Origin of the sequence: Streptomyces sp. NPDC058683, assembly GCF_042716195.1 — a bacterium.
GTDB lineage: Bacteria > Actinomycetota > Actinomycetes > Streptomycetales > Streptomycetaceae > Streptomyces.
On sequence record NZ_JBHXSK010000069.1, the window covers coordinates 13,659 to 36,178 of the forward strand.

Below are 22,520 nucleotides of genomic sequence, written 5' to 3' on the forward strand. Positions count from 1 at the left end.
GTCAACTGGCATCGCAGGGTAGCAGCGGAGGCGAGCCCGGCCCGGGTTTTCGAATCGCGCCAGATTGACGGCGTGAGCCACGACACCCGGACGGCGGACCCGCGCGAAGGATCGACGAAAACACCCTCGTCCGAGCAAGGAATTCCCCGTTCCGGTATCAGCGGGCCCCTCGCCACGGCAAGATCATCTTGGTTCAAGCTTGTATGACATGTAGTCAATTGTCCTGATCGCAGCCAACCCGATCCGGGCGATTTCTCCCGCCCGGAAACCGGCGGATAGGCATACGGAGTCATCACCCGCACCCAGCACAGGAGCATCCGTATGCCCGAACTCACCCGCCGGCGCGCGCTCACCGCGGCGGCCGCTCTCGCCGCCGCGGCCGGTGCCCAGACCCTGGCCGCCCCGGGCACCCCGGCCGCCGCTCACCCGCAGGAGGGATCACTCGAACCCTTCGACGAGGTCTACAAGGGCCGCCGGATACAGGGCCACCCGTCCGCCATGGACGACATGGGCGGGATGAAAGGCATGAAGGGCATGGGCGGCATGGGCGGTCACCACCACGGACACGGCACCGGCTACACGGTGTTCGTGGACGGGGCGGAGCTGCACGTCATGCGGAACGCGGACGGCAGCTGGATCAGCGTCGTCAGCCACTACGACCCGGTGCGCACCCCGCGCGCGGCCGCCCGCGCGGCGGTCGACGAGCTGCAGGGCGCCGCACTGCTGCCGTTCCCCGCCAACTGACCGCCCCCGCCAGGACTTCCGGAGCCTCGAAACACATGACCATACGCAAGAACCAGGCCAGTCTGTCCGCCGACGAAAAGCGGCGGTTCGTCGCTGCCGTCATCGAGCTGAAGCGCAGCGGGCGTTACGACGACTTCGTGCGCACGCACAACGCCTTCATCATGTCCGACACCGACGACTCGGAGCGCACCGGGCATCGTTCGCCGTCGTTCCTGCCCTGGCACCGCAGATTCCTGCTCGACTTCGAGCAGGCGCTCCAGTCGGTGGACTCCTCGGTGGCACTCCCCTACTGGGACTGGAGCGCCGACCGCACCGTCCGTGCCGCGCTGTGGGCGCCGGACTTCCTCGGCGGTACCGGGCGCAGCTCCGACGGACGGGTGACGGACGGCCCGTTCGCCGCGGCGGGCGGGAACTGGCCGCTCAACGTCCGCGTGGACGGCCGTACTTATCTGCGCAGGTCGCTCGGGACCGGCGTGCGCGAGCTGCCGACCCGGGCCGAGGTCGACTCCGTGCTGGCGATGGCGACGTACGACATGGCGCCCTGGAACAGCGCCTCGGACGGCTTCCGGAACCATCTGGAGGGCTGGCGCGGGGTCAATCTGCACAACCGCGTCCATGTCTGGGTGGGCGGTCAGATGGCCACCGGGGTCTCCCCCAACGACCCGGTGTTCTGGCTGCACCATGCCTTCATCGACAAGCTGTGGGCCGAGTGGCAGCGCCGTCACCCGCAGGCGGCCTACGTACCCGGCGGTGGGACGCCGGACGTCGTCGACGTGGACGAGACGATGAAGCCGTGGAACGACGTGCGGCCGGCGGACCTGCTCGACCACACGCGGTTCTACACGTTCGACGTCTGAGATGGTCTGAAGTCGCCTCGAGACGGCTGACGACGGCGGATCAGGCCTCCGCCGTACGGCACTCCGGGTGGCCCCAGCCCTGTCCGTTCTTCGCGATCGGCTCGCCGGCCGCGTAGGAGCGGCCGCACAGGCAGCGGCCGGGGAACTTGGCCTTGATGGTGCGCGACGAGGCGCCGCCGGCGGCGCTCTTGCGGGGGGCCGCCTTGCGGCGCGGGGCCCCGCCGGGGGCGGCGGACGTGGGCGACGGCGGCGGTACCGGGGAGCCGAGGGCGCTGCCCGCGGCCTCCTGGACCGTCGCCGCCTGGCTGGCCGCGCGGTCGGCGAAGTCGTTCAGCGGGTCGCCGTCGACCTGGTGGGCGGGGACGTACCGGAAGTCGACCGTGCGGCCGTCGAGGAGTTCGTCGATGCGCACGACCAGGTCCTGGTTGGCGACCGGCTTGCCCGCCGAGGTCTTCCAGCCGTTGCGCTTCCAGCCGGGCAGCCAGGTGGTGACCGCCTTCATCGTGTACTGCGAGTCCATCCGCACCTCAAGAGGCACGTTCGGGTCGACGGCCGTCAACAGCCGCTCCAGTGCGGTCAGTTCGGCCACGTTGTTGGTGGCCTTGCCGAGCGGGCCGGCCTCCCAGCGGGCCGGAGTCGCCGCGTCGTCGGACATCACCCAGGCCCAGCCGGCCGGTCCCGGGTTTCCCTTGGAAGCGCCGTCGCACGCGGCCACCACTCGTTCACGCATGGGCCCGATCATGCCACGGCCGGGCGGAGAGCCCGGCCCTGGCCCGGTGTCCGTCCTGGTCAGACGTCCTTGACCTGGGGCTGCTCGCCCTCGGTGGTGGTGATGTCGATCACCGAGAAGTTGGCGCCCTGCGGGTCGGTGAGCGCCGCGAACCTGCCGAAGGGGCTGCTCATCGGGCCGAAGCGCAGCACCGCGCCCTGCTTGGTGGCCTTGGCGACGGCCTCGTCGCAGTTGTCGACGGTGAAGTAGACGTTGATGTACGAGGGCACCTCGGGCGGGAACTCGTCGGTCATCCCCATCCGGCCGAGAACCGTGTTCCCGGCCACGTCGAACATCCGGAAGTCGACGTTGTCGTCCTCGACCTGCCTGGCCGTGTAGGAGAAGAGGGCGGTGAAGAAGGGGTCGGCCTTCTCGGGCTCGCGGGTGAAGACCTCCGCCCAGCAGTAGGCGCCGGGCACGGCCGTGGCCTCGAAGCCCTCGTGGACGCCGCCCTGCCAGATGCCGAAGACCGCGCCGCTGGGCTCCCGGGCCAGGCACATCGTGCCGAAGTCGCCGACCTGCATCGGCTCCATCAGCACCTCACCGCCGTTCTCCCGGATCCGTTCGGCGACGGCCGCCGCGTCCGGCGAGGCGAAGTACAGACACCACTGCGACTGCCCCTCCTGACCGGGCATGGGCGGTACGACGGCGGCGACGGCCTTGCCGTTCGCGTAGGCCTGGGTGTAGTTGCCGTACTCCGACGTCGACTCGCCGAACGTCCAGCCGAGGACCTCGCCGTAGAAGCTCTTGGCCCCCTCCAGGTCGCTGAACATCGCGTCGGCCCAACAGGGGGTTCCTTCAGGTTGTACCGCCATGGCCGCGGCCCTTCCGATCGCACGGATTCTCCCGGTTCCTCACGCTAGTCATCCGGCTGTCCGCCCGCGCGCCGAACGCCGGACTCCGTCGGACACTGGGGAGGGTGAGCCGGCGGCCTTCGGCGGATGGGGCACGACATGACGGACGCGATGCGGGCGTGGTCGGTGGCGCGGCCCGGACCGGTCGAGGGGGATCCGCTCCGGCTCGTCGAACGTCCGGTGCCGGTACCCGGAGCCGACGAGTTGCTGGTCCGGGTGCGCGCCTGCGGGGTGTGCCGGACCGATCTGCATGTCACGGAGGGTGATCTGCCGGTCCACCGGCCCGGGGTGACGCCGGGGCACGAGGTGGTGGGCGTGGTCGCGGGCCGGGGCGCCGAGGTGGCGGACTTCGCGGTGGGCGACCGGGTGGGGGTGGCCTGGCTGCGGCGCACGGACGGGACGTGCGCCTACTGCCGGCGGGACGCCGAGAACCTGTGCCCGCACTCGGAGTACACCGGCTGGGACGCGGACGGCGGCTACGCCGAGTACACCACCGTGCCGGCGGACTTCGCCTACCGGCTGCCCGGCGCCCTCGACGACGTGGCGCTCGCGCCGCTGCTGTGCGCCGGGATCATCGGCTACCGCGCGCTGCGCCGGGCATCGCTCCCGCCGGGCGGCCGGCTCGGCCTGTACGGCTTCGGCGGCAGCGCCCATCTCTGTGCGCAGGTGGCGCTCGCGGAGGGCGCGACCGTGCATGTGCTGACCCGGGGTGCCGAGGCCCGGCGGCTGGCCCTGGAGCTGGGCGCGGCCTCGGCCCGGGACGCCTCCGAGCCGCCGCCCGAGCCGCTGGACGGCGCCGTCCTGTTCGCCCCGGTCGGCGATCTGGTGCCGGTCGCACTCCGCGCCCTGGACCGGGGCGGGGTACTGGCGGTCGCGGGCATCCACCTCAGCGACGTACCGACGCTGAACTACGAGCGCGAGCTGTTCTACGAGCGGGAGCTGCGCAGCGTCACCTCCAACACCCGTGCCGACGGGCGGGAGTTCCTGGCCCTGGCCGAACGGCACCACGTCCACGCGACCACCCACACCTACCCGCTGTCCGAGGCACCCCAGGCCCTGCGGGACCTGAAGGCCGGGCGCTTCGACGGGGCCGCGGTGCTGGTCAACGACCTCTCCTGAGTCCAGCCCGCGGCGGACCCGGGCATCGGAGCGGGCCACCGGCGCGCGCTCGGGGAACACAACCTTTTCCACCCCGAACACCAGGTTTGCGCAACTAAGGCGCGCAACCGCCCCTTTCGCGCCGTACCCGTAGATCACCACGGCTGTTTGGCTGGTCCTCGCGCATCGCCACCTCGCACACCACCGACCCTCCGGGTCACCCCTGTTCGCTTCACTGCTGGAGGGAATGTGTCCACACCGGACAGCGTCATCGGTTCCGCCGTCGACGAGCCCGAGCCGGATCCGACCACCGAGGGGCAGCTCACCAGTCTGAGCACCCGGGCGGCGCGTCAGCTCGCCACGACCACCAAGTCCGAACCGCAGATGCAGGCCATCACCTCCCGATGGCTGCTGAAGACACTGCCCTGGGTGGACGTCAAGGGCGGCGCCTACCGGGTCAACCGGCGCCTCCAACTGCGCACCGGACGCGGCCGGGTCAGCTTCGAACAGAACGGCGGGGACGACATCCGGGTCATCCCGGGGACCCTCACCGAACTGCCCATCCTGCGGGGTTACGACGACCTGGACGCGCTGACCCAGATCGCCGAGCGGTTCCAGGCCCGCGAAGTGCGCGCCGGGCAGGTGCTGTTCGAGGCCGGGCAGCCGGTCACCGAGACCTACCTGGTCGTGCACGGCCGGTTCATCCGGTTCGCGGCCGGCAAGTACGGCGAGGAGGAGGTCGTCGGAGTCGTCACCGACGGCGACCAGATGGGCGACGAGGCGGTCGGCCAGACCGACCCGCTGTGGCTCACCTCGGTCCGGGCGGAGACGGCCGGTGTGGTGCTGGCGCTGCCCTGGACGGTCGTCGAGGAGGTCATGGACCGGGTGCCGTCGCTGGGCGCGCATCTCCAGGCGTACGTCGACCGGCAGCGGCTGCCGATGAACCGCAAGGGCGAGGCCGAGGTGCCGGTGCAGGCCGGCCACCGCGGTGAGCCGACCCTGCCGGGCGGCTTCGTGGACTACGAACTCGCGCCGCGTGAGTACGAGTTGTCACTCACCCAGACCGTGCTGCGGGTGCACTCCAGGGTCGCCGACCTCTACAACAACCCGATGGACCAGACCCAGCAGCAGCTGCGTCTCACGGTCGAGGAGATCCGTGAGCGCCAGGAGTGGGAGCTGGTCAACAACCGTGAGTTCGGGTTGCTGCACAACATCGACTACGGGCAGCGGATCAGCTCCTTCACCGGCCCGCCGACCCCGGACGACATGGACGAGCTGATCTCCATGCGGCGCAAGACCAAGGTGATCCTGGCGCACCCGAAGGCGATCGCGGCGTTCTTCCGGCAGTGCAACCGGCGCGGACTGGTGCCCCCCAGCGCGAACGTCGACGGCCACGAGATCCCGGCCTGGCGCGGGGTCCCGATCTATCCGTGCAGCAAGATCCCGATCAGCGACGACCACACCAGCAGCATCATCGCGCTGCGCACCGGCGAGGCCGACCAGGGGGTCGTCGGGCTCTACCAGACCGGCATCCCGGAGGAGTTCCAGCCCGGCCTGAACGTCCGCTTCATGGGCGTCAACGAGCAGGCCATCGTCAACTACCTGGTCACCGCCTACTACTCGCTGGCCATCCTGGTCCCCGACGCGGCCGGGATCCTGGAGAACGTCCAGCTCGGCCGCACCGCCGACTGACGGCCTGGAGCACACTGCCATGACCACACCCACCACCTCCTACGTCCTGCCCGGGCCGCCGAACATCGCGCGGAGTCTGCGCCCGGCCAGGCGCACCGGGGCGGTCCCCGGACTGCACTACCGGCCGGCCGTGCCCGCCGACCCCGCCAAGGCCGCCGAGCTCGACCGCCGCCTGGAGGCCTGGGCCCGGGAGCTCGACCTGTTCCCCGAGGCCTGGAAGGGGGACTTCTCGGGCTTCCAGTTCGGCCGGGCCGTCGTACTCCAGCATCCGGGCGGTCTCGACCTGGACCGGCTCACCGTCGCCGGCAAGCTGCTGCTCGCCGAGAACATCGTGGACTCCTGCTACTGCGAGGAGGACGAGGGGCGCGGCGGATCCCGGCGCGGGCTCGGCGGTCCGCTGATCATCGCCCAGTCGGCGCTCGACCCCTACCACGGCATCCCGGAGCTGGAGGAGGAGTGGCGCGAGGGCATCCGGGCCGACGGTCCGCTGCGCTCGTACCACTTCGCCCTCGCGGACTTCGCCGGGTTCGCCACCCCGAGCCAGACCGACCGGTTCGTGCACGACATCGCCCGGCTGCACCTCGGGTACCTGGGCGAGGCCGCGTGGATGGAGACGCGGTACACGCCCCGGGTCTGGGAGTACCTGGTGATGCGGCAGTTCAACAACTTCCGGCCGTGTCTGTCGATCGTCGACGCGGTGGACGGCTACGAGCTGCCCGAACCGCTCTACGCCCGCCCGGAGATCCAGCGGATCACGGCCCTGGCCTGCAACGCGACCACGATCGTCAACGACCTGTACTCCTTCACCAAAGAGCTGGCGAGCGACCCGGACCACCTCAACCTGCCCCAGGTGGTGGCGGCCAACGACCGGCGCGGTCTGAAGGCGGCCTATCTGAAGTCCGTCGACATCCACAACCGGATCATGGCGGCCTTCGAGGAGGAGTCGGCCACCCTGGGCGCCACCTCGCCGCTGGTCGCGCGCTACGCGGAGGGCCTGGCCGCCTGGGTCTCCGGCAACCACGAGTGGCACGCCACCAACACCAACCGCTACCACCTGCCCGACTACTGGTAGCACCCAGCCCATCCGAAACACCGTCAGAAACACTTCGAGGAGCAACTGTTGACCACCGCCCCTGTCGCTCGGAAGACCACCACGTCAGCCCCGGTGCCGACCCAGTCCAGGTACCAGAACAGCGTCGCGGAGTACTGGAACGCCGAGGAGAACCCGGTCAACCTCGAACTCGGAAAGATCGACGACCTCTACCACCACCACTACGGCATCGGCGAGGCCGACTGGACGGTGCTCGACGAGACCGACCCCGAGCTGCGCAAGGAGCGCGTCACCAGCGAGCTGCACCGCCTGGAACACGCCCAGGCCGAGCTGCTCGCCGGGCATCTCGGCGCGCTCACCCCGAACGACCGGGTCTTCGACGCCGGCTGCGGCCGGGGCGGTGGCAGCATCGTGGCGAACCTGCGCTACGGCTGCCACGCCGACGGGGTCACCATCTCCGCCAAGCAGGCCGACTTCGCCAACGGCATGGCCCGCAAGCGGGAGGTCGGTGACAAGGTCCGGTACCACCACCGGAACATGCTGGACACCGGCTTCGAGACCGGCGCGTACGCGGCCTCCTGGAACAACGAGTCCACGATGTACGTCGAGCTGGAGCTGCTCTTCGCCGAGCACGCCCGGCTGCTGCGCCGCGGCGGACGCTATGTCACGATCACCGGCTGCTACAACAACGCCTACGGGCAGGCCTCGCGCGAGGTGTCCCTGATCAACGCCCACTACATCTGCGACATCCACCCGCGGTCGGAGTACTTCCGGGCGATGGCCAACAACCGGCTGGTGCCGGTCCATGTGGAGGACCTCACCGAGACGGCCATCCCGTACTGGGAACTGCGCAAGCAGGCCGAGCACCTGGTGACGGGGATCGAGGACGCCTTCCTCACCGCCTACAAGAACGGCAGCTTCCAGTACCTGATGATCGTGGCCGACCGGGTCTGACCCGGCACGGCGCAGGCGCGGGGCGGTGTCCGGAGACCCCGCCCCGCGTCGCCGTGCGGGTCACTCGCCCGCGTACGCCTTCTTCAGCGCGGCGATGTCGAGCTTGCCCATCGTGTACATCGCCCGCGTGGTGCGGGCCGCCTTCTCCGGGTCGGCGTCGCCGATCATCTCGATCAGCCCCTCCGGGATGACCTGCCAGGACACGCCGTACCTGTCCTTGAGCCAGCCGCACGGGCCGGGCTCGCCGCCGTTCTCGGTGAGCTTGGCCCAGTAGTAGTCGACCTCCTCCTGGCCGTCGCAGTAGATCTGGAAGGAGATCGCCTCGGTGAACTTGAACTGCGGGCCGCCGTTGATGGCGACGAACTTGTGCCCGTTGGCCGTGAAGTCGACGGCCAGCACGGAGCCCGCCTCCCCCGGTCCGGCCTCGTTGTAGCGGCCGACCTTCCCGATGCTGGAGTTCTTGAAGACGGACACGTAGTGGTGGGCGGCCTCTTCGGCCTGGCCGTCGAACCAGAGACACGTGGTGAATCCGTCGGTGGTCATGGACACCTCCTGGGAGCGGGGAACGCGGTCATGTGTACCGACCCCTGCTCATCCAGAAACTCATCGGTCGTCGCGCCCCGTCAGGGGCGCGGGGCTGTACTGCACATGCGGCACCGCCGCGTGGGCGCGACAAGCCACAACGGACCCTCGGACAACCGACGGCCCCCTGCACCTAGCATCCCGACCATGGCCTCTTCGTCACCGGACATCCATCCCTTCCGCATCTCGATCCCCCAGACCGACCTCGACGACCTCCACGCCCGCCTCGACCGCACCCGCTGGCCGGCCGAGATGCCGGGCGCCGACTGGGCGTACGGCGTACCGACGCCGTACCTGCGGGAACTCGCGGACTACTGGCGGCACACGTACGACTGGCGCGCGGCCGAAGCGGAGCTCAACACGTGGCCGCAGTTCACGACGACGATCGACGGCACGAACGTGCACTTCGCCCACATCCGCTCCCCCGAGCCGGACGCCACCCCGCTGGTCGTCACCCACGGCTGGCCGGGCTCGATCGTGGAGTTCCTGGACGTGGTCGGCCCGCTCACGGATCCCGCGGCGCACGGCGGGGACCCGGCCGACGCCTTCCATGTGGTGGTGCCGAGCGTCCCGGGTTTCGGTTTCTCCGGTCCGACCGCGGAGCCCGGCTGGGAGGCGGGGCGGGTTGCGGACGCGTGGGCCGAGCTGATGGCGCGGCTGGGTTACCGGCGGTTCGGTGCGCAGGGCGGTGACTGGGGCGCGGCGATCTCCCGTGAGCTGGGCCGCGCCCATCCCGGACAGGTGATCGGCGTGCACCTGAATCTGCTGCCGGGCGCCCAGCAGGCCACCGAGCCCACCGCGGAGGAGCTGGCCGCGCTCGACCCCGAGGAGCAGGCGCACACCCTTGACTCGTGGCGCCGCTGGGCCGCCTGGTCCCGGGAGAGCACGGGGTACGCGATCCTGCAGAGCACCCGCCCGCACACCCCCGGCTACGCGCTCACGGACTCACCGGTCGGACAACTCGCCTGGATCGTCGAGAAGTTCCGGGAGTGGACGGACTCCGAGGAGCTGCCGGAGGAGGCGGTGGACCGGGACCGGCTGCTGACCAACGTGATGCTGTACTGGCTGACCGGCACGGCCGCCTCGTCCGCCCGCATCTACTACGAGCGGGCGCACGCCACCGGCCACCGCGCCACCGCACCCTCCGAAGCGTCGACGGCACCGACCGCCCTCGCCCTGTTCCCGGCCGAACCCCAGCGTCCGCTGCGGCACAAGGCGGACCGCACGGAGAACATCGTGCGCTGGACGGAGTTCGACCGGGGCGGGCACTTCGCGGCGATGGAGGAGCCGGACCTGCTGGTGGGCGACGTCCGGGCGTTCTTCCGGCAGCTGCGGGAGCTGGGCGAGCGCTGAGCGGCTGTCAGGCGACCAGGCACAGCCCGTTGTAGGGCCCGGTCACGGGTCGGCCGACAGCGGTCTTGCGGACGAACTCGGACTGGACCAGGGACAGCAGCCCACCAAGGTCGAGGCCGAGGGCGTGGGCGGCGGCCGCGAGGACCTCGGAGGAGGCCTCCTTGCGGCCGCGCTCGATCTCCGAGAGATACGGCATGGAGATCCGGGCCGCCTCGGCGACGTCCTTGAGGGTGCGCTCCTGGTCCAGCCGCTCCCTTCGCAGGACGTCTCCGACCAGGTCGCGCCAGAGGGGTTCCCTGGGCGTCGGGGCCGGCTTCTGCGGGCGCAGGGGGATGACACGGGCGTCGTTCGGCGATTGGCTGCTCACCCCCACAGCCTAAAAGCAGTGGCACGCCGCGGCAGGGGATCGGCATGCTCCCTGCATGGAAGCGCTGGAGTTCATGGGAACAGGGCCGGAGCTGCGGGACACCTTCGACCAGGACGCGGAGCGGTACCAGCGCGCACGGCCCGGCTATCCCCCCTCCCTGGTCGAGGAGCTGAGCCGGGTCACGGGCGCCGGCCCGGGTGTCCGCGTGCTGGAGATCGCGCCGGGCACCGGCCAGCTCACCGTCGATCTCGCCGGGTCCGGCTGTGCGATCACGGCCGTGGAGCTGGGCCCGTCCCTGGCCGCCGTGGCCCGCCGGCAACTGGCCGCGTTTCCGGCGGTGGAGGTCGTGACCGCGGACTTCGAGCGGTGGGAGCTGCCGCCGGAACCGTTCGACGCGGTGGTGTGCGCTACCGCGTTCCACTGGCTCGACCCGGCGGTGCGGGTGTCCAGGGCGGCCCGGGCGCTGCGTCCCGGCGGACTGCTCGCCGTCGTCGTCACCCACCATGTGGCGGGCGGCACGGAGGACTTCTTCGCCGACGTCCAGGAGTGCTACGAGCGGTGGGACCCGGCCACACCGCCGGGGCTGCGGCTGACCCCCGAGTCGGAGATCGCCTCCGACACGGAGGAGTTCAGCGGCTCCCCGTACTTCAGGGATGTCACCGTGCACGGCCATGCCCAGGAGATCACGTACACGACCGACTCCTACCTGGACGTACTCCTCACCTACTCCAACCACCGTGCCCTGCCCGAAGCCGCCCGAAAGGGGTTGCTGGCCGGTATCCGGGAACTCATCGACTCGCGGTACGGCGGTACGGTCACCAAGCGGTACTGGCACCAGCTGATCATGGCCGTACGCGTCGGAGTGTGATCGCCTCTCCATCGACCGGCACCGATTGTTTTCCGCCACCCGGGTGGACGGTGCGCATGCGGTGCGTCACCCCGGGTACCCGTCCGTCAAGCACGCATGCGATGTCCGATACCGGGTACCCGGGCCAGGGTGATCAACTGGGCAGGGCCGGCACGACACAGGCCGAAGTGGCCGGGCCGAACCGTGACGTTCGTGGGGAGAGGTAATGAATACCGCCGGGATCCGGTCGGAAGCAGTGAACACCGCGCAGTCCGCCGAGGAGTGCATGACGGAGAGGGAACTGCCCGGAATCGAGGACCCGAAGACGGTCGCCCCACGTGACGCACGGGCGCTGTCCCGCCAGTTCTTCCAGCGGCTCGGCGAACTGGAGGAGGGCACACCGGAGTTCCAGTACGCCCGCAACACGCTCATCGAGATGAACATGTCGCTGGTGCGGTTCGCGGCCGGACGGTTCCGCAACCGCGGCGACGACATGGAGGACATCGTCCAGACCGGGATGATCGGCTTGATCAAGGCCATCGACCGGTTCGAGCTGTCGCGCGAGGTCGAGTTCACCTCCTTCGCACTGCCGTACATCGTGGGCGAGATCAAGCGGTTCTTCCGGGACACCACCTGGGCCGTGCACGTCCCGCGCCGGCTCCAGGAGCTGCGGGTCGAGCTGGCAAAGGCACGCGAGGAACTCTCCAGCCGCCTGGACCGGGAACCGACGGTCGCCGAACTCGCCACGCTGATGAACCTGTCCGAGGGCGAGGTGGTCGAGGGCCAGCTGGCCTCCAACGGCTACAACTCCTCCTCCCTGGACGCCGCACTCACCGGGGACGGCCCCGAGGACGGCGAGTCCGTGCTCGCGGACTTCATCGGCGTCGAGGAGGACGGGCTGCGGCTCGTCGAGGACTTCCAGTCGCTGGCTCCGCTCATGGCCGAGCTGAGCGAACGGGACCGGGAGATCATCCATCTCCGGTTCGTGGAGGAGGCCACCCAGGCGGAGATCGGCGAGCGGCTCGGCTGCTCCCAGATGCATGTCTCCCGCCTCATCAAGCGGATCATCGCGCGCCTGCGTCAGGGGATGCTGGGCGAGCTCGGCTGCGCCTGACGGCGGGGCTCACGGGCGCTGCCCCGCACCGGCGCGTGGGGCAGCGCCTGTGGCGATCCCGCGTCCGGGTGACCCGATGTCCGGCATCCGTGTGCGAGTTCAGTGCGTGAGGGGTACCAGCGCGCGGACCCGCTTGCCGACCGGCACCCGCTCGGCGGTGACCTCGGCGGCCAGGGCGTGCACGATCTCCAGGCCGTGCCGGCCGACCCGCTCGGGATCCCTGGGAAAGCGCCGGGGCAGGGCGGCACTGCTGTCGTACACGGAGACCAGGACCGCGCTGTCCGTACCCTCCAGTTCGAGGATGTACGGGCCGTTGCTGTGCCGGTCCGCGTTGGTGATCAGCTCGCTCACCACCAGGAGCAGCTCACCGTCGGCCCGGGGGTCGATCGTGGCACACCACTCGGTTCTCAGCTGCTCCAGGAAGCGGGCCGCGAAGTCCCGCGCCTCGGCGATGCAGCCCGGTTCACCGGTGTAGTGCGCCGCCCGCCGCAGCGGCTCCACGGGTACGTCGAAGCCAGTCGGTATCACTGCCCCGCCCAGGTGTTCGATCATGCGTGTCTCTCCAGGAGGCCGGTCACGGCCCGGTCGCTGTTGCAACCATGCTCGTACCCCGAGTGTCGTCCGGCAGTCCCCGCGGTGTTCGCCGACCGCGCACAAAAGGCGTCGCGCTGGTCACACCGCCGGGGAGCCGGGGCCTTCGGGCTCCTGGGGCACGGGGGGCGCCGAGCTGGGCGGGACCTGCGGGGACACCGGGGCGGCGGAGGACACCGCGGACTCGGAGCCGGGCGACGCCGGAGGGGGTGGCTGAGCGGAGGGCGGGGCCGCTGACCTGGGCGATTCCGGCGCCGGCGACCCCGGCACCGGCGCTTCGGACTTCGGGGATTCGGTCTTGGGCGATTCAGTCTTCGGCGCCTCGGACTTGGGCGCCTCGGACTTGGGCGCCTCGGACTTGGGCGCCTCGGACTGCGGGGACTCCGTCTTGGGCGACTCCGTCCTCGGGGATTCGGTCTTCGGGGACTCGGTCTTGGGGGACTCGGTCTTCGGGGATTCGGTCTTCGGGGATTCGGTCTTCGGGGATTCGGTCTTCGGGGACTCAGACTTCGGGGACTCGGTCTTCGGGGACTCGGTCTTCGGGGACTCGGTCTTCGGGGACTCAGACTTGGGGGACTCGGTCTTCGGGGATTCGGACTTCGATGGCTCCGACGAGGGCGACTCGGAGGACGGCGGCTTCGAGGACGGCGACTCGGAGGAGGGCGGCTTCGAGGACGGCGAGTTCGACGACGGAGACTTCGAGGCGGTGCCGGGGCTGGACGGCCCCGACGGGCCGGTGGAGGTCGGCGGGCACGGCGTGGCGCCGGCGCTCCCGGTCCTGCCGGGCGTGGGCGGGCAGCCGTGGTGGACCGGCGGGTACATGGGGTTCGGATTGGCCGGGGGCCTCGCCGGGCGGTCCTCGTGCCCGGTGTGGTCACCCCGGTGACGGCCGAACCAGTCGTCGTGCCGGTGGTCGAAGAGGACGAAGACGTTGACGATCCGCACGGCGGGTGCGACGACGACCACGTTCGAGGGCCGGTACCCGGACCAGGCGGTGCCCGTGGTCCGCGGGGTGTTCTGCTGCGCGACCGGCGGGGTCAGCGGGTTGCCGCAGGCGCAGCGCACCCGGGGCACGCCGTGCCCGTCGACCAGGACGGCGGTGCCCGTCTGGAGGACGGACTGGTACGTGGTCGAGCCGCCGTCGCGGTAGCCGTGGGCGCTGACCCGGGTGTCCGCGCGCAGCTGTACGGAGGTGAGGGAGCGCAGGTAGGCGGGGACGCCGGAGGGGCGCACGCCGACCTGCGTGGCGAACGCCTTGTTGCGCGAGGGCGAGGCCTGGAAGTACCCGACCTGTTTCTCGATGTCGCAGCTGCCGCTGTCCTTCGTACCGCTGTAGAGGCCGGGTGCTCCGCCGTCCACCCCGCGCACCTCGTTCGCCGGCACCGTCGGCACCGTCGGCACCGCCGACCCGGCCGAGGCGGTCGAGGTGGTCGAAGTGGTCGAAGTGGCCGAAGTGGCCGAGGTGGCCGGTCCCACGGGTGCGGAGGATGTCGGTGCGACGGAGCTCTTCGTCGCACTGGACTCGGTGAACGGGTCCTGCCCGGAGCTGTTGGCGGCCTGGAGGAAGACCTCGCCGCCCTTCCCGGAACCGCCGTCCGGACGGGTGAAGACCACGGCCAGGACCGCGGCGACCACGACGGCGGTGGTGAGCATCGCGATCCGGGGCGTGGACCTCCACCACGGCTGGTGCGGCTGTCCGCCCTGGCTGCCGCCGCCTCCGCCGCCGGGCGGCTGCGAGGGCGGGCCGGGAGGCGGGCCGGAGGGCCCGGACAGCGGGCCGGAGGGAGGTCCTGTGGGACGGCCGGATGACGGCGGTTCGATGCTCACGCTCATCTCCCCGTTGCGGTGGACGGCATTCGCAGTAAACGGCTTTTGCGAAAAATGCCTCATTTGATGCACAACGAGCCCAATGTGCGCCGGTCCCGTACCGTCCGCAAGCCGACGCGTACGGCCCACCCGGCGCGCGGGGTACCGAGGCGTTGCTTAGCGTGACAGCGTGAGCCCGCGAATCGCCTCGGCGCGGCCGGTGACCGCCCCGGTCGCCCGGACCGTCGCCCGGCACGGCTGGCCGCAGGCCCTGGCCGTGGTGGTGGCCTCGCTGCTCGCCCTGGCGGTGCCGGCGGCGGTGGGGCTGTGGGCCGCGGGCGCGTCGGACCTGCCGAGCGGGGCCTTTCTCCCGGTGGTGCTCGCGACCGTGGTGACGGCCGTCGGCGGCACCGTCGAGCTGTCGGGCGACGCGGGCGACCTGGCCCGGACGAACGCCGGGCTGACCGTCGTACCGCTGTCGGTGACGCTGGCCGGGGCGCTGGTCGTCGCCGGGGGCTTCCTGCGGCCGCTGCGGCACCGGGCGGTGGCCGGCGCCCGGGAGCTGGCCGGCTGGGCGGCCCGGATCGCGGTGCTGTGGCTGCTCGCGCTGATCGGGCTCGCACTCGGTGCCCGGCACACCTTCGCCGTGAACGTGGGCAGCGGCGCGCTCAGTGGCCTCACCGATCTGCTGGACGCCGCGCCGAAGGTGGGCTTCACGACGGACGTGCCGCTCAGTGTCGTGTTCGGGCTGCTGTGGCTGGCCGGGGTCCTGCTGCTCGCGCTGCTGGTGTCGCGCGGGGCGCCGCTGCCGGGGCGGCTGCTGCGCTTCCAGGCGTCGGTGCGCCCGGCCGCGTTCGCCATGGTGGTGTTCGTGCTGGCCTACGTCGGTCTGGCCCTGGTGGCCGCGCTCGTCGCGCTGGTGACGCGCGGGCACGCCAAGGAGACCCTCGCGGTGATTCTGCTCGGGCTGCCCAACCTGGCGTGGCTGGCGCTCACGCTCGGTCTGGGCGCCACCTGGAGGGGCCGGGTCGACGGCCCGTTCGGGCTGCCGGTGCCGCACGTCCTCGCCGAGGTGCTGCGCACCCCGGACGTCTCGACCCTGAACCTCCGTACGATCACCGCCCACGACAGCCGGTGGTGGTGGCTGGTGTGGGTGGCCGCGGTGCTGCTGCTGGCGGCCGCGTTCCTGATGGCGGTGCGCTCACCGGCCCGGGTCCGCGCCTGGCGGCACGCCCTGCATCTGGCGATCGCGCTCGCGCTGACGATGCTGACGCTCTGCCTCACCGGCCGGGTCTCCGCCCACTACGGCCTCTCCCTGCTCGGCATCGGCGACCTGGGCGGCAATCTCTCCGGCGAGCTGCTGCTGAGGCCGCAGCTGTGGTCGGCGGTGGGCCTGGGCGCACTGTGGGGTCTGGTCGCCGGGTACCTGGGCGCGCTGCTGGCCGGCCCGGTGCGCCGCCGGGGCGAGGTGGCGGCCGGAGGGGCCCCGAGACCTACCGCTCGCGCTCACCGTCCGGGGTGACCACCCGGGTCGGGTAGTGACCGGGACCGTCGCCGCCCGGCTCAGCCCGGTCGGTCAGATGCCGGTCGGTGAGGTGCCGGTCGGTGAAGCCTCCGTCGGTGACGTCCCGGTCGGTGAGGTAGGTCGACAGCCGCCGCCCGTCGCCGTAGAGCCAGCACCCCTCGGCCGGGTCGTACAGCCACATGGACTCCCCGTCGACCACCAGCCCGATGCGCAGCCCGTGGGTACGGCCCCGGAAGGACTCGCCGTCGAGGCCGCCGCCGGCCAGGTCCTCGACGGCATCCCGGTAGTCGGCGAGGGCCTGCGCGGCGTGGGCGAGCAGCGGGCGCGGGTCGGTGGCGTCGGCGGACGGGCCGCCGGTCAGGGGCGGGTCGCGGGGCACGGCGACGAGGTAGCGGCCGTCGACCCAGGCGGCCCAGCCGTTGGCGCAGCTGATGTGCGCCCAGTCGCCGCGCCGCTCCACGAGCTGTACCGGAAGCAGCGGGTCCAGGGGCACGGTCGGCCGGGCGGGGTCGGGGGCCTCCCAGGCGGGCATGCCGTCGGCCGGGACGACGTGGGTGGGCCGGAACCCTGGGCTCGTGGTCATCGTGTCGCCTACTTCCGCATCACGGCGGGTTCGTGCCGGCGCAGCAGCCGGGAGAGGAGACAGCCGAAGACGGCGGACAGCACCACCAGCATGACCATGTTGCGCAGCCAGACGCCCGCCGAGTGCCGGAAGAACGGGTCGGCGGTCAGCTTGCCCGGCACGATCCGGTGCAGTTCGACGGTGCCGGCCATGGCACCGAGCGCCCACCGCGAGGGCACCAGCCAGGCCAGCTGCTCGAGACCGGGCACGCCGTCCAGCTTCAGCAGGGTTCCGCAGAAGACGACCTGGACGACGGTGAGCAGCACCAGCAGCGGCATCGTCACCTCCTCCTTGCGGACCAGGGCGGAGATCATCAGGCCGAGCATCATCGCGGTGAACGAGAGCACGGCCACGGCGACGGTGATCTCCAGCAGGGGTGGCATCAACACCCCTTCGCCGCCGGGCGCGTTGAGGTCGACGCCGGCCAGGCCCACCTGGGTGAGCACGATCGCCTGGAGCACGGTGATGGTGCCGAGGACCACGACCTTCGACATCACGTACGCCGATCTGGGCAGGCCGACGGCTCTCTCACGCTGGTAGATGACGCGTTCCTTGACCAGTTCGCGCACGGCGTTGGCCGCGCCGGTCAGTACCCCGCCCACGCAGAGGGTGAGCAGCGCGTTGGTCGCGGTGTCGAAGGTGAGCTTGTTGCCGGCGACGGCCCGGGCCATCGCACCCATGACGAACGGCAGCCCGATCATGATGACGAGGAAGGTCCGGTCGGCGAGGAGGGCGGCGGTGTAGCGGCGCACCAGCGTCGAGAACTGGGCTCCCCAGCTGCGCGGGCGCGGCGGCGGGGGCGCGGCGACCGGGCCGGTGCGCGGCACGACGGGCTGCGCGCTGGAGTTCACGATGTACTTCCGGTGGTACGACGACGCGCGGAACTCCCCCGCCCAGTCCCGGCCGGTGTCCCGCTCGAACGCCTCGAAGGCCTCGGGCCACTCGTCGAAGCCGAAGAAGCCGAGGGCGTCGCCGGGCGGGCCGAAGTAGGCGGTCCGGCCGCCCGGCGCCAGGACCAGGAGGCGGTCGCAGACGTCGAGGCTGAGCACGCTGTGGGTGACGACGATGACGGTACGGCCGTCGTCGGCGAGGCCGCGCAGCATGTTCATCACCGAGCGGTCCATGCCCGGGTCGAGTCCGCTGGTCGGCTCGTCGAGGAAGAGCAGGGAGGGCTTCGTCAGCAGCTCCAGAGCGACGCTGACCCGCTTGCGCTGCCCGCCGGAGAGGCTGTGCACGGACTGCTCGGCGCGCTGTTCGAGGCCGAGTTCCCGGATGACCTCCTCGACCCGCTCCCGCCGCTCGGCCTTCGCGGTGTCCTCGGGGAAGCGCAGTTCGGCGGCGTAGGTGAGGGCGCTGCGCACGGTCAGCTGGACGTGCAGGATGTCGTCCTGCGGGACCAGGCCGATGCGCTGGCGCAGCTCGGCGTAGTCGCGGTAGAGGTCGCGGCCGTCGTAGAGGACGGTGCCGTGCTCGGCGGGGCGCTGGCCGGTGAGGGCGCCGAGCAGGGTGGACTTGCCGGCGCCGCTCGGCCCGACCACGGCGAGCAGGCACTTCTCGCCGACCGGGAAGGAGACGTGGTCGAGCAGGATCTTGCGGCCGCGGTCGACGGCGACGGTGAGTTCCTGGACGTCGAGGGAGATCTCGCCGGTGTCGACGTACTCCTGCAGCTGGCCGTCGACCAGGCAGAACGCCGAGTGGCCGATGCCGACGACGTCCCGGGGGCCGACCGGGGCGCGGATGACGGTGCGGCCGTTGAGGTAGGTGCCGTTGTGGCTGTCGAGGTCGACGATCTCGTAGCTGCCGTCGGGATGGGCGCGCAGTTCGGCGTGGTGACGGGAGACGACCAGGTCGTCGACGACGACGTCGTTGTCGGTGGCGCGGCCGATGCGGATGGTGCGGGCCTGGAGCCGCCGTACCGAGGACGGCTGCCGGAAGGTGCCGGTGCGGCTAGGCATCGACACGGAGGAGGGGCGGTCGGTGGCGGGCGGCGGGCGCCCGACGAGGACGGCGCTCGGCCCGTCGGCGGGGCTGCCGAAGCGGATGACCGTACCGGGGCCCACTTCCCATTCCCGGATGCGGCGGCCGTCGGCGTAGGTGCCGTTGGTGCTCTGCTCGTCCTCGAGGGTCCAGTGACCGTCCGCGGGCCGCAGCACCGCGTGGTGCCAGGAGACCCGGGAGTCGTCGATAACGATGTCGCTGTAGGGGTCACGCCCGACGTGGTAGTCGCGGCCCGGGCTCATCACCGTGGATCCCGTGTCGGTCTCCAGGACGAGTTCGGGCGCCGTCGAGGTGACCGGCCGATCCGCCATGGCCAGAATTCTACAGATTTGTCAGCTTATACGCCCGACCGCGGCCATCCGACTCCGGCCGCCCGGCCGGCGACTGTCACGTGTCAGGCCACGGGGACGACGAGGGCGGGGACGGTGCGCTGCATACGGAGGGCGTCGACGGACTCGGCGAGCAGTTCGTACTCGGTGGTGTCGTCCTGGACGGCGATCCGCACCAGCCGTCCGCCGGCCAGTTCGTCGGCGACGAGTTCCTGCCGGACCACGTCGGCACACCAGACGCGGAGCAGGCCGGGTACGTCCGAGACGGTCGCCCCCACCGGGACGAGAGCCCCCTGCGGGTATCTGGGGTTCTCGGGTAAGGGATCCAGCCGATCCGCGATCCACGAGGCCCGGTCCCGTAACCACCACAGCGCCAGTGCCAGCGTCGGCGCACGGTAAGTGCCGAGGGGAACGCCGATGCGCTGCCCGCCGCAGATGCCGTATGCCGTGACATGGCACAGGAATTCGTCGTGCACGATCACTCCCCCGTAGCTCGCCGGTGTGCCGTCGCGGGCGGATTTCCGTGCGGCTCCTGTGCGGTGAAGTGCTCCTGACATTCGAGTATGTTCACTTTCGAAACACTGTCACCACACCTTTCCGGCCAGTCTCTTGGCATATTCGCTCTGCGAATTGGCCGGAATGCGCCAGCTGTACGGACCTGCCTTCATTACCCGAGGGGTAATCGACCCGTCACGCGGATCCGGGCAGGGTGGTGTCAACGGATCGCCGCAAGCCGCGATCCACCCCCTGACCAGCAGTGACACCCTCGATGGAGGCTGATTCGCCATGTCCGTGAACACCGACCGTTACCAGACCGCCGCCGCCCGCTACTTCGAGGCCTGGAACGCCACCGAGCCCGAGGCGCTGGGCAAGGCGGTCGCCGAGGCCTGGGCCCCGGAGGGCACCTACACCGACCCGCTCGCCGCGGTCTCCGGGCACGCCCAGATCACGGCCGTGATCGCGGCGGCGCACGAGCAGTTCCCGGGTTTCGTGTTCCGTCCGCTCGGGGCCGTCGACGGCCACCACGACACCGCGCGCTTCGGCTGGGAGCTGGTGAACGAGGCCGACGGCTCGGCACCGGTGGCCGGTTTTGACGTGGTCACGCTCAGCGAGGACGGCCGGATCCGGCAGGTACTGGGCTTCCTGGACCGGGTGCCCACCACGACCTGAGCCGGCTTCCACGACGAGTTTCACCGCCGTCCCGGGCAGGAGCCCGGACGGGCGCGCCTGGCCCAGTGCGGTGTGGCCCGGGTCCGCGGAGTGAGGGGCTCGGCAAGGGTGAGGGGACGCGGTGCGCGTCCCCTCACCGAGCGCGTCACCGGTCGACGACGGCGTCGCTCACTGCTTGACGATCGCGTCGATCCGCGCCAGTTCCTCGGCGTCGAAGTCCAGCTTGCCGATGGCGCCGACGCAGTCCTCGACCTGCTGCGGGCTGCTCGCGCCGATCAGCGCGGAGGTCACCCGGCCACCGCGCAGCACCCAGGACAGGGCGAGCTGGGCGAGGGTCTGACCGCGGCCCTTGGCGACCTCGTCGAGGGCGCGCAGCTGGGCGACCAGGTCCTCGGTGACCGCGTCCGAGTTCAGGAACGGGCTGTCGCTCGCGGCCCGGGAGCCCTCCGGGATGCCGTCCAGGTAGCGGCCGGTGAGCAGGCCCTGCTCCAGCGGGGAGAAGACGATGGAACCGACCTGGAGCTCGTCCAGCGCGTCCAGGACGCCCCCGGTCTCCGGGCGGCGGTCCAGCATCGAGTAGCGCGGCTGGTGGATGAGGAGCGGGGTGCCCAGCTCGCCGAGGATCCGGGCCGCCTCACGGGTCTGCTCCGCCGAGTAGTTGGAGACGCCGACGTAGAGCGCCTTGCCCTGCTGGACCGCGGAGTGCAGGGCGCCCATCGTCTCCTCCAGGGGAGTCTCCGGGTCCGGGCGGTGCGAGTAGAAGATGTCGACGTAGTCCAGGCCCATCCGGCTCAGGGACTGGTCCAGCGACGACAGCAGGTACTTGCGCGAACCCCACTCGCCGTAGGGGCCGGGCCACATCAGGTAGCCGGCCTTGGTGGAGATGACCAGTTCGTCACGGTAGGAGGCGAAGTCCGCCTTCAGTGCCTCACCGAACGCCGACTCGGCGGCGCCGGGCGGCGGACCGTAGTTGTTGGCCAGGTCGAAGTGGGTGACGCCGAGGTCGAAGGCGCGGCGCAGGATGGCGCGCTGGGTCGTCACGGGCCGGTCGGGCCCGAAGTTGTGCCACAGGCCGAGCGACAGCGCGGGAAGCTTCAGACCGCTGCGGCCGCTGCGGCGGTACGGCATGTCGGCGTAACGGTCGGGGTGTGCGGTGTACAACGCGACTCCAGAGGGGTTGGCACACTGTCTATCAGTGCCACCTTTCCCGAGCAGCGGGCAGTGGTCCAACAGAAGAATCCGATGGAATTGTGCGGTTAGGCTTCTCAGTCATGGAACTGCGCCACCTCCAGCATTTCGTCGCCGTCGCCGAGGACCAGCACTTCACCCGGGCCGCGGAACGGCTGCTGGTCTCCCAGTCGGGCCTGTCCGCCTCGATCCGGGCCCTTGAGCGGGAGCTGCGGGCGCCCCTGTTCGTGCGGACCACCCGCCGGGTGACGCTCACCGAGGCGGGCCGCGCGCTGCTCGGTGAGGCGGAACGCATCCTCGCGCAGGTGCGGTCGGCGCACGAGGCGGTGGCCGCGGTGCAGGGCGTGCTGCGCGGGACGCTGGCGCTGGGCACCGAGCAGTGCATCGCCGGGGTGCACGTGGCGGGGCTCCTTGCCGCGTTCCGGCGCCGGCACCCGGACGTGGAGATCCGGCTGCGGCAGACCGGTTCGGGCGCGCTGGCCGAGGAGGTGGCGGCGGGCCGGCTGGACCTGGCCTTCGCCTACCGCACCCAGGACGACACCGACCAGCTGCGCTCGGTGGCCCTGACCGGCGAGCCGATGACCGTGCTGTGCCATCCCAGCCACCGGCTGGCCACGGCCGGCGCGGCGGTGGTCCCGGCGGACCTCGACGGGGAGGTGTTCGTGGACTTCCACCCGGACTGGGGCCCGCGCCGCACGACCGACTCGGCCTTCGCCGCGGCGGGCGTACGGCGCACGGTCGCGCTGGAGGTCAACGACGTGCACAGCCTTCTCGACCTGGTCGACGAGAACCTCGGCATCGCCGTGGTACCCCGGCACTTCCGGCACAAGCGGCCCTCGCTCACCGCGCTCGCGCTCAAGGACACGGACGAGGCCGCCTACGAGACGGTCGCCCTGCTGCCGCCCGAGACGGCCACCAGCCCGGCGGCCCGGGCGCTGATCACCCTCCTCGAAACAGGGGGCCTGGCAACACCCCCGGACGGGGTCCACCCCTCCTGACCTCGGCTTCC

The 22,520-nt window shown here is 71.2% G+C and carries 21 protein-coding genes and 1 pseudogene; 12 read left to right on the top strand and 10 right to left on the bottom strand.

The window, feature by feature from the left end; all coding sequences use genetic code 11:
- Positions 1-321: 321 nt before the first annotated feature.
- Both ACFWXC_RS46955 and ACFWXC_RS46960 read left to right on the top strand, forming a co-directional pair.
- Positions 322-744, top strand: coding sequence for a tyrosinase cofactor (locus ACFWXC_RS46955; RefSeq protein ID WP_384489353.1), 423 nt, complete (start codon positions 322-324; stop codon positions 742-744).
- A gap of 35 nt (positions 745-779) precedes the next feature.
- A complete protein-coding gene (locus ACFWXC_RS46960; RefSeq protein ID WP_384489355.1) occupies positions 780-1,601 on the top strand; it encodes a tyrosinase family protein in 822 nt (273 codons plus the stop codon).
- Between the two features lie 40 nt (positions 1,602-1,641).
- Here ACFWXC_RS46960 and ACFWXC_RS46965 read toward each other — a convergent pair whose 3' ends face one another.
- Both ACFWXC_RS46965 and ACFWXC_RS46970 read right to left on the bottom strand, forming a co-directional pair.
- Positions 1,642-2,343 carry a ribonuclease H gene (locus ACFWXC_RS46965; protein WP_384489357.1) on the bottom strand — a complete coding sequence of 234 codons (702 nt, stop codon included), beginning with the start codon at positions 2,341-2,343 and terminating at the stop codon, positions 1,642-1,644.
- Between the two features lie 47 nt (positions 2,344-2,390).
- Positions 2,391-3,185 (bottom strand): VOC family protein, encoded by a 795-nt coding sequence (locus ACFWXC_RS46970; protein WP_384489359.1) that lies wholly within the window; start codon positions 3,183-3,185, stop codon positions 2,391-2,393.
- Positions 3,186-3,335: 150 nt separating this feature from the next.
- On the opposite strand from ACFWXC_RS46970, the gene ACFWXC_RS46975 reads away from it, so the two are divergent.
- From ACFWXC_RS46975 to ACFWXC_RS46990, 4 genes are all read left to right on the top strand, one after another.
- A complete protein-coding gene (locus ACFWXC_RS46975) occupies positions 3,336-4,343 on the top strand; it encodes a zinc-binding alcohol dehydrogenase family protein (protein ID WP_384489423.1) in 1,008 nt (335 codons plus the stop codon).
- A 228-nt stretch (positions 4,344-4,571) separates the two neighbouring features.
- Positions 4,572-6,014: a family 2B encapsulin nanocompartment shell protein gene (locus tag ACFWXC_RS46980; RefSeq protein ID WP_384489361.1), complete on the top strand. Its 1,443-nt coding sequence runs from the start codon at positions 4,572-4,574 to the stop codon at positions 6,012-6,014.
- Positions 6,015-6,033: 19 nt separating this feature from the next.
- Entirely contained in the window at positions 6,034-7,086 is a 1,053-nt protein-coding gene (locus ACFWXC_RS46985; protein ID WP_384489363.1) for a family 2 encapsulin nanocompartment cargo protein terpene cyclase, read from the top strand.
- 48 nt (positions 7,087-7,134) lie between these two features.
- Entirely contained in the window at positions 7,135-8,019 is an 885-nt protein-coding gene (locus ACFWXC_RS46990) for a geranyl diphosphate 2-C-methyltransferase (RefSeq protein ID WP_384489365.1), read from the top strand.
- 60 nt (positions 8,020-8,079) lie between these two features.
- On the opposite strand, the gene ACFWXC_RS46995 is transcribed toward ACFWXC_RS46990, so the two are convergent.
- Positions 8,080-8,562 (bottom strand): VOC family protein, encoded by a 483-nt coding sequence (locus tag ACFWXC_RS46995; protein WP_384489367.1) that lies wholly within the window; start codon positions 8,560-8,562, stop codon positions 8,080-8,082.
- Positions 8,563-8,748: 186 nt separating this feature from the next.
- Here ACFWXC_RS46995 and ACFWXC_RS47000 point away from each other — a divergent pair, with 186 nt between their 5' ends.
- Complete coding sequence (locus ACFWXC_RS47000) at positions 8,749-9,954, top strand: epoxide hydrolase family protein (RefSeq protein ID WP_384489369.1); 1,206 nt, start codon at positions 8,749-8,751, stop codon at positions 9,952-9,954.
- A gap of 7 nt (positions 9,955-9,961) precedes the next feature.
- Here ACFWXC_RS47000 and ACFWXC_RS47005 read toward each other — a convergent pair whose 3' ends face one another.
- Positions 9,962-10,321, bottom strand: coding sequence for a helix-turn-helix domain-containing protein (locus ACFWXC_RS47005; protein WP_384489371.1), 360 nt, complete (start codon positions 10,319-10,321; stop codon positions 9,962-9,964).
- Positions 10,322-10,376: 55 nt separating this feature from the next.
- Between ACFWXC_RS47005 and ACFWXC_RS47010 the strand changes: the two genes are divergently transcribed.
- Both ACFWXC_RS47010 and ACFWXC_RS47015 read left to right on the top strand, forming a co-directional pair.
- Positions 10,377-11,189 carry a class I SAM-dependent methyltransferase gene (locus ACFWXC_RS47010; RefSeq protein WP_384489373.1) on the top strand — a complete coding sequence of 271 codons (813 nt, stop codon included), beginning with the start codon at positions 10,377-10,379 and terminating at the stop codon, positions 11,187-11,189.
- 205 nt (positions 11,190-11,394) lie between these two features.
- Entirely contained in the window at positions 11,395-12,282 is an 888-nt protein-coding gene (locus ACFWXC_RS47015; protein WP_384489375.1) for an RNA polymerase sigma factor SigF, read from the top strand.
- A gap of 99 nt (positions 12,283-12,381) precedes the next feature.
- Here ACFWXC_RS47015 and ACFWXC_RS47020 read toward each other — a convergent pair whose 3' ends face one another.
- Positions 12,382-12,834, bottom strand: a complete 453-nt coding sequence (locus ACFWXC_RS47020; RefSeq protein WP_384489377.1) for an ATP-binding protein — start codon at positions 12,832-12,834, stop codon at positions 12,382-12,384.
- A gap of 588 nt (positions 12,835-13,422) precedes the next feature.
- Positions 13,423-14,700 (bottom strand): annotated as a pseudogene (locus ACFWXC_RS47025) (DUF6777 domain-containing protein); the annotation flags it as partial.
- 169 nt (positions 14,701-14,869) lie between these two features.
- On the opposite strand from ACFWXC_RS47025, the gene ACFWXC_RS47030 reads away from it, so the two are divergent.
- The gene (locus ACFWXC_RS47030; RefSeq protein ID WP_384489379.1) at positions 14,870-16,201 is read left to right on the top strand and encodes a streptophobe family protein; all 1,332 of its coding nucleotides are present in this window, start codon (positions 14,870-14,872) and stop codon (positions 16,199-16,201) included.
- Here the strand turns inward: ACFWXC_RS47030 and ACFWXC_RS47035 are convergent.
- The 3 genes from ACFWXC_RS47035 to ACFWXC_RS47045 form a co-directional block, all read right to left on the bottom strand.
- The gene (locus tag ACFWXC_RS47035; protein WP_384489381.1) at positions 16,173-16,787 is read right to left on the bottom strand and encodes a hypothetical protein; all 615 of its coding nucleotides are present in this window, start codon (positions 16,785-16,787) and stop codon (positions 16,173-16,175) included. The genes ACFWXC_RS47030 and ACFWXC_RS47035 overlap by 29 nt on opposite strands.
- Positions 16,788-16,795: 8 nt before the next feature.
- Positions 16,796-19,135 (bottom strand): FHA domain-containing protein, encoded by a 2,340-nt coding sequence (locus ACFWXC_RS47040; protein WP_384489383.1) that lies wholly within the window; start codon positions 19,133-19,135, stop codon positions 16,796-16,798.
- 83 nt (positions 19,136-19,218) lie between these two features.
- On the bottom strand, positions 19,219-19,629 hold the full coding sequence (locus tag ACFWXC_RS47045; RefSeq protein WP_351707670.1) for a hypothetical protein: 411 nt from the start codon (positions 19,627-19,629) through the stop codon (positions 19,219-19,221).
- A gap of 310 nt (positions 19,630-19,939) precedes the next feature.
- Between ACFWXC_RS47045 and ACFWXC_RS47050 the strand changes: the two genes are divergently transcribed.
- A complete protein-coding gene (locus ACFWXC_RS47050; protein ID WP_384489385.1) occupies positions 19,940-20,323 on the top strand; it encodes a nuclear transport factor 2 family protein in 384 nt (127 codons plus the stop codon).
- 168 nt (positions 20,324-20,491) lie between these two features.
- Here the strand turns inward: ACFWXC_RS47050 and mgrA are convergent, their stop codons facing one another.
- Positions 20,492-21,484 (bottom strand): L-glyceraldehyde 3-phosphate reductase, encoded by a 993-nt coding sequence (mgrA, locus tag ACFWXC_RS47055; RefSeq protein ID WP_384489387.1) that lies wholly within the window; start codon positions 21,482-21,484, stop codon positions 20,492-20,494.
- A 110-nt stretch (positions 21,485-21,594) separates the two neighbouring features.
- Between mgrA and ACFWXC_RS47060 the strand changes: the two genes are divergently transcribed.
- Entirely contained in the window at positions 21,595-22,509 is a 915-nt protein-coding gene (locus tag ACFWXC_RS47060) for a LysR substrate-binding domain-containing protein (RefSeq protein ID WP_384489389.1), read from the top strand.
- Positions 22,510-22,520: the final 11 nt, after the last annotated feature.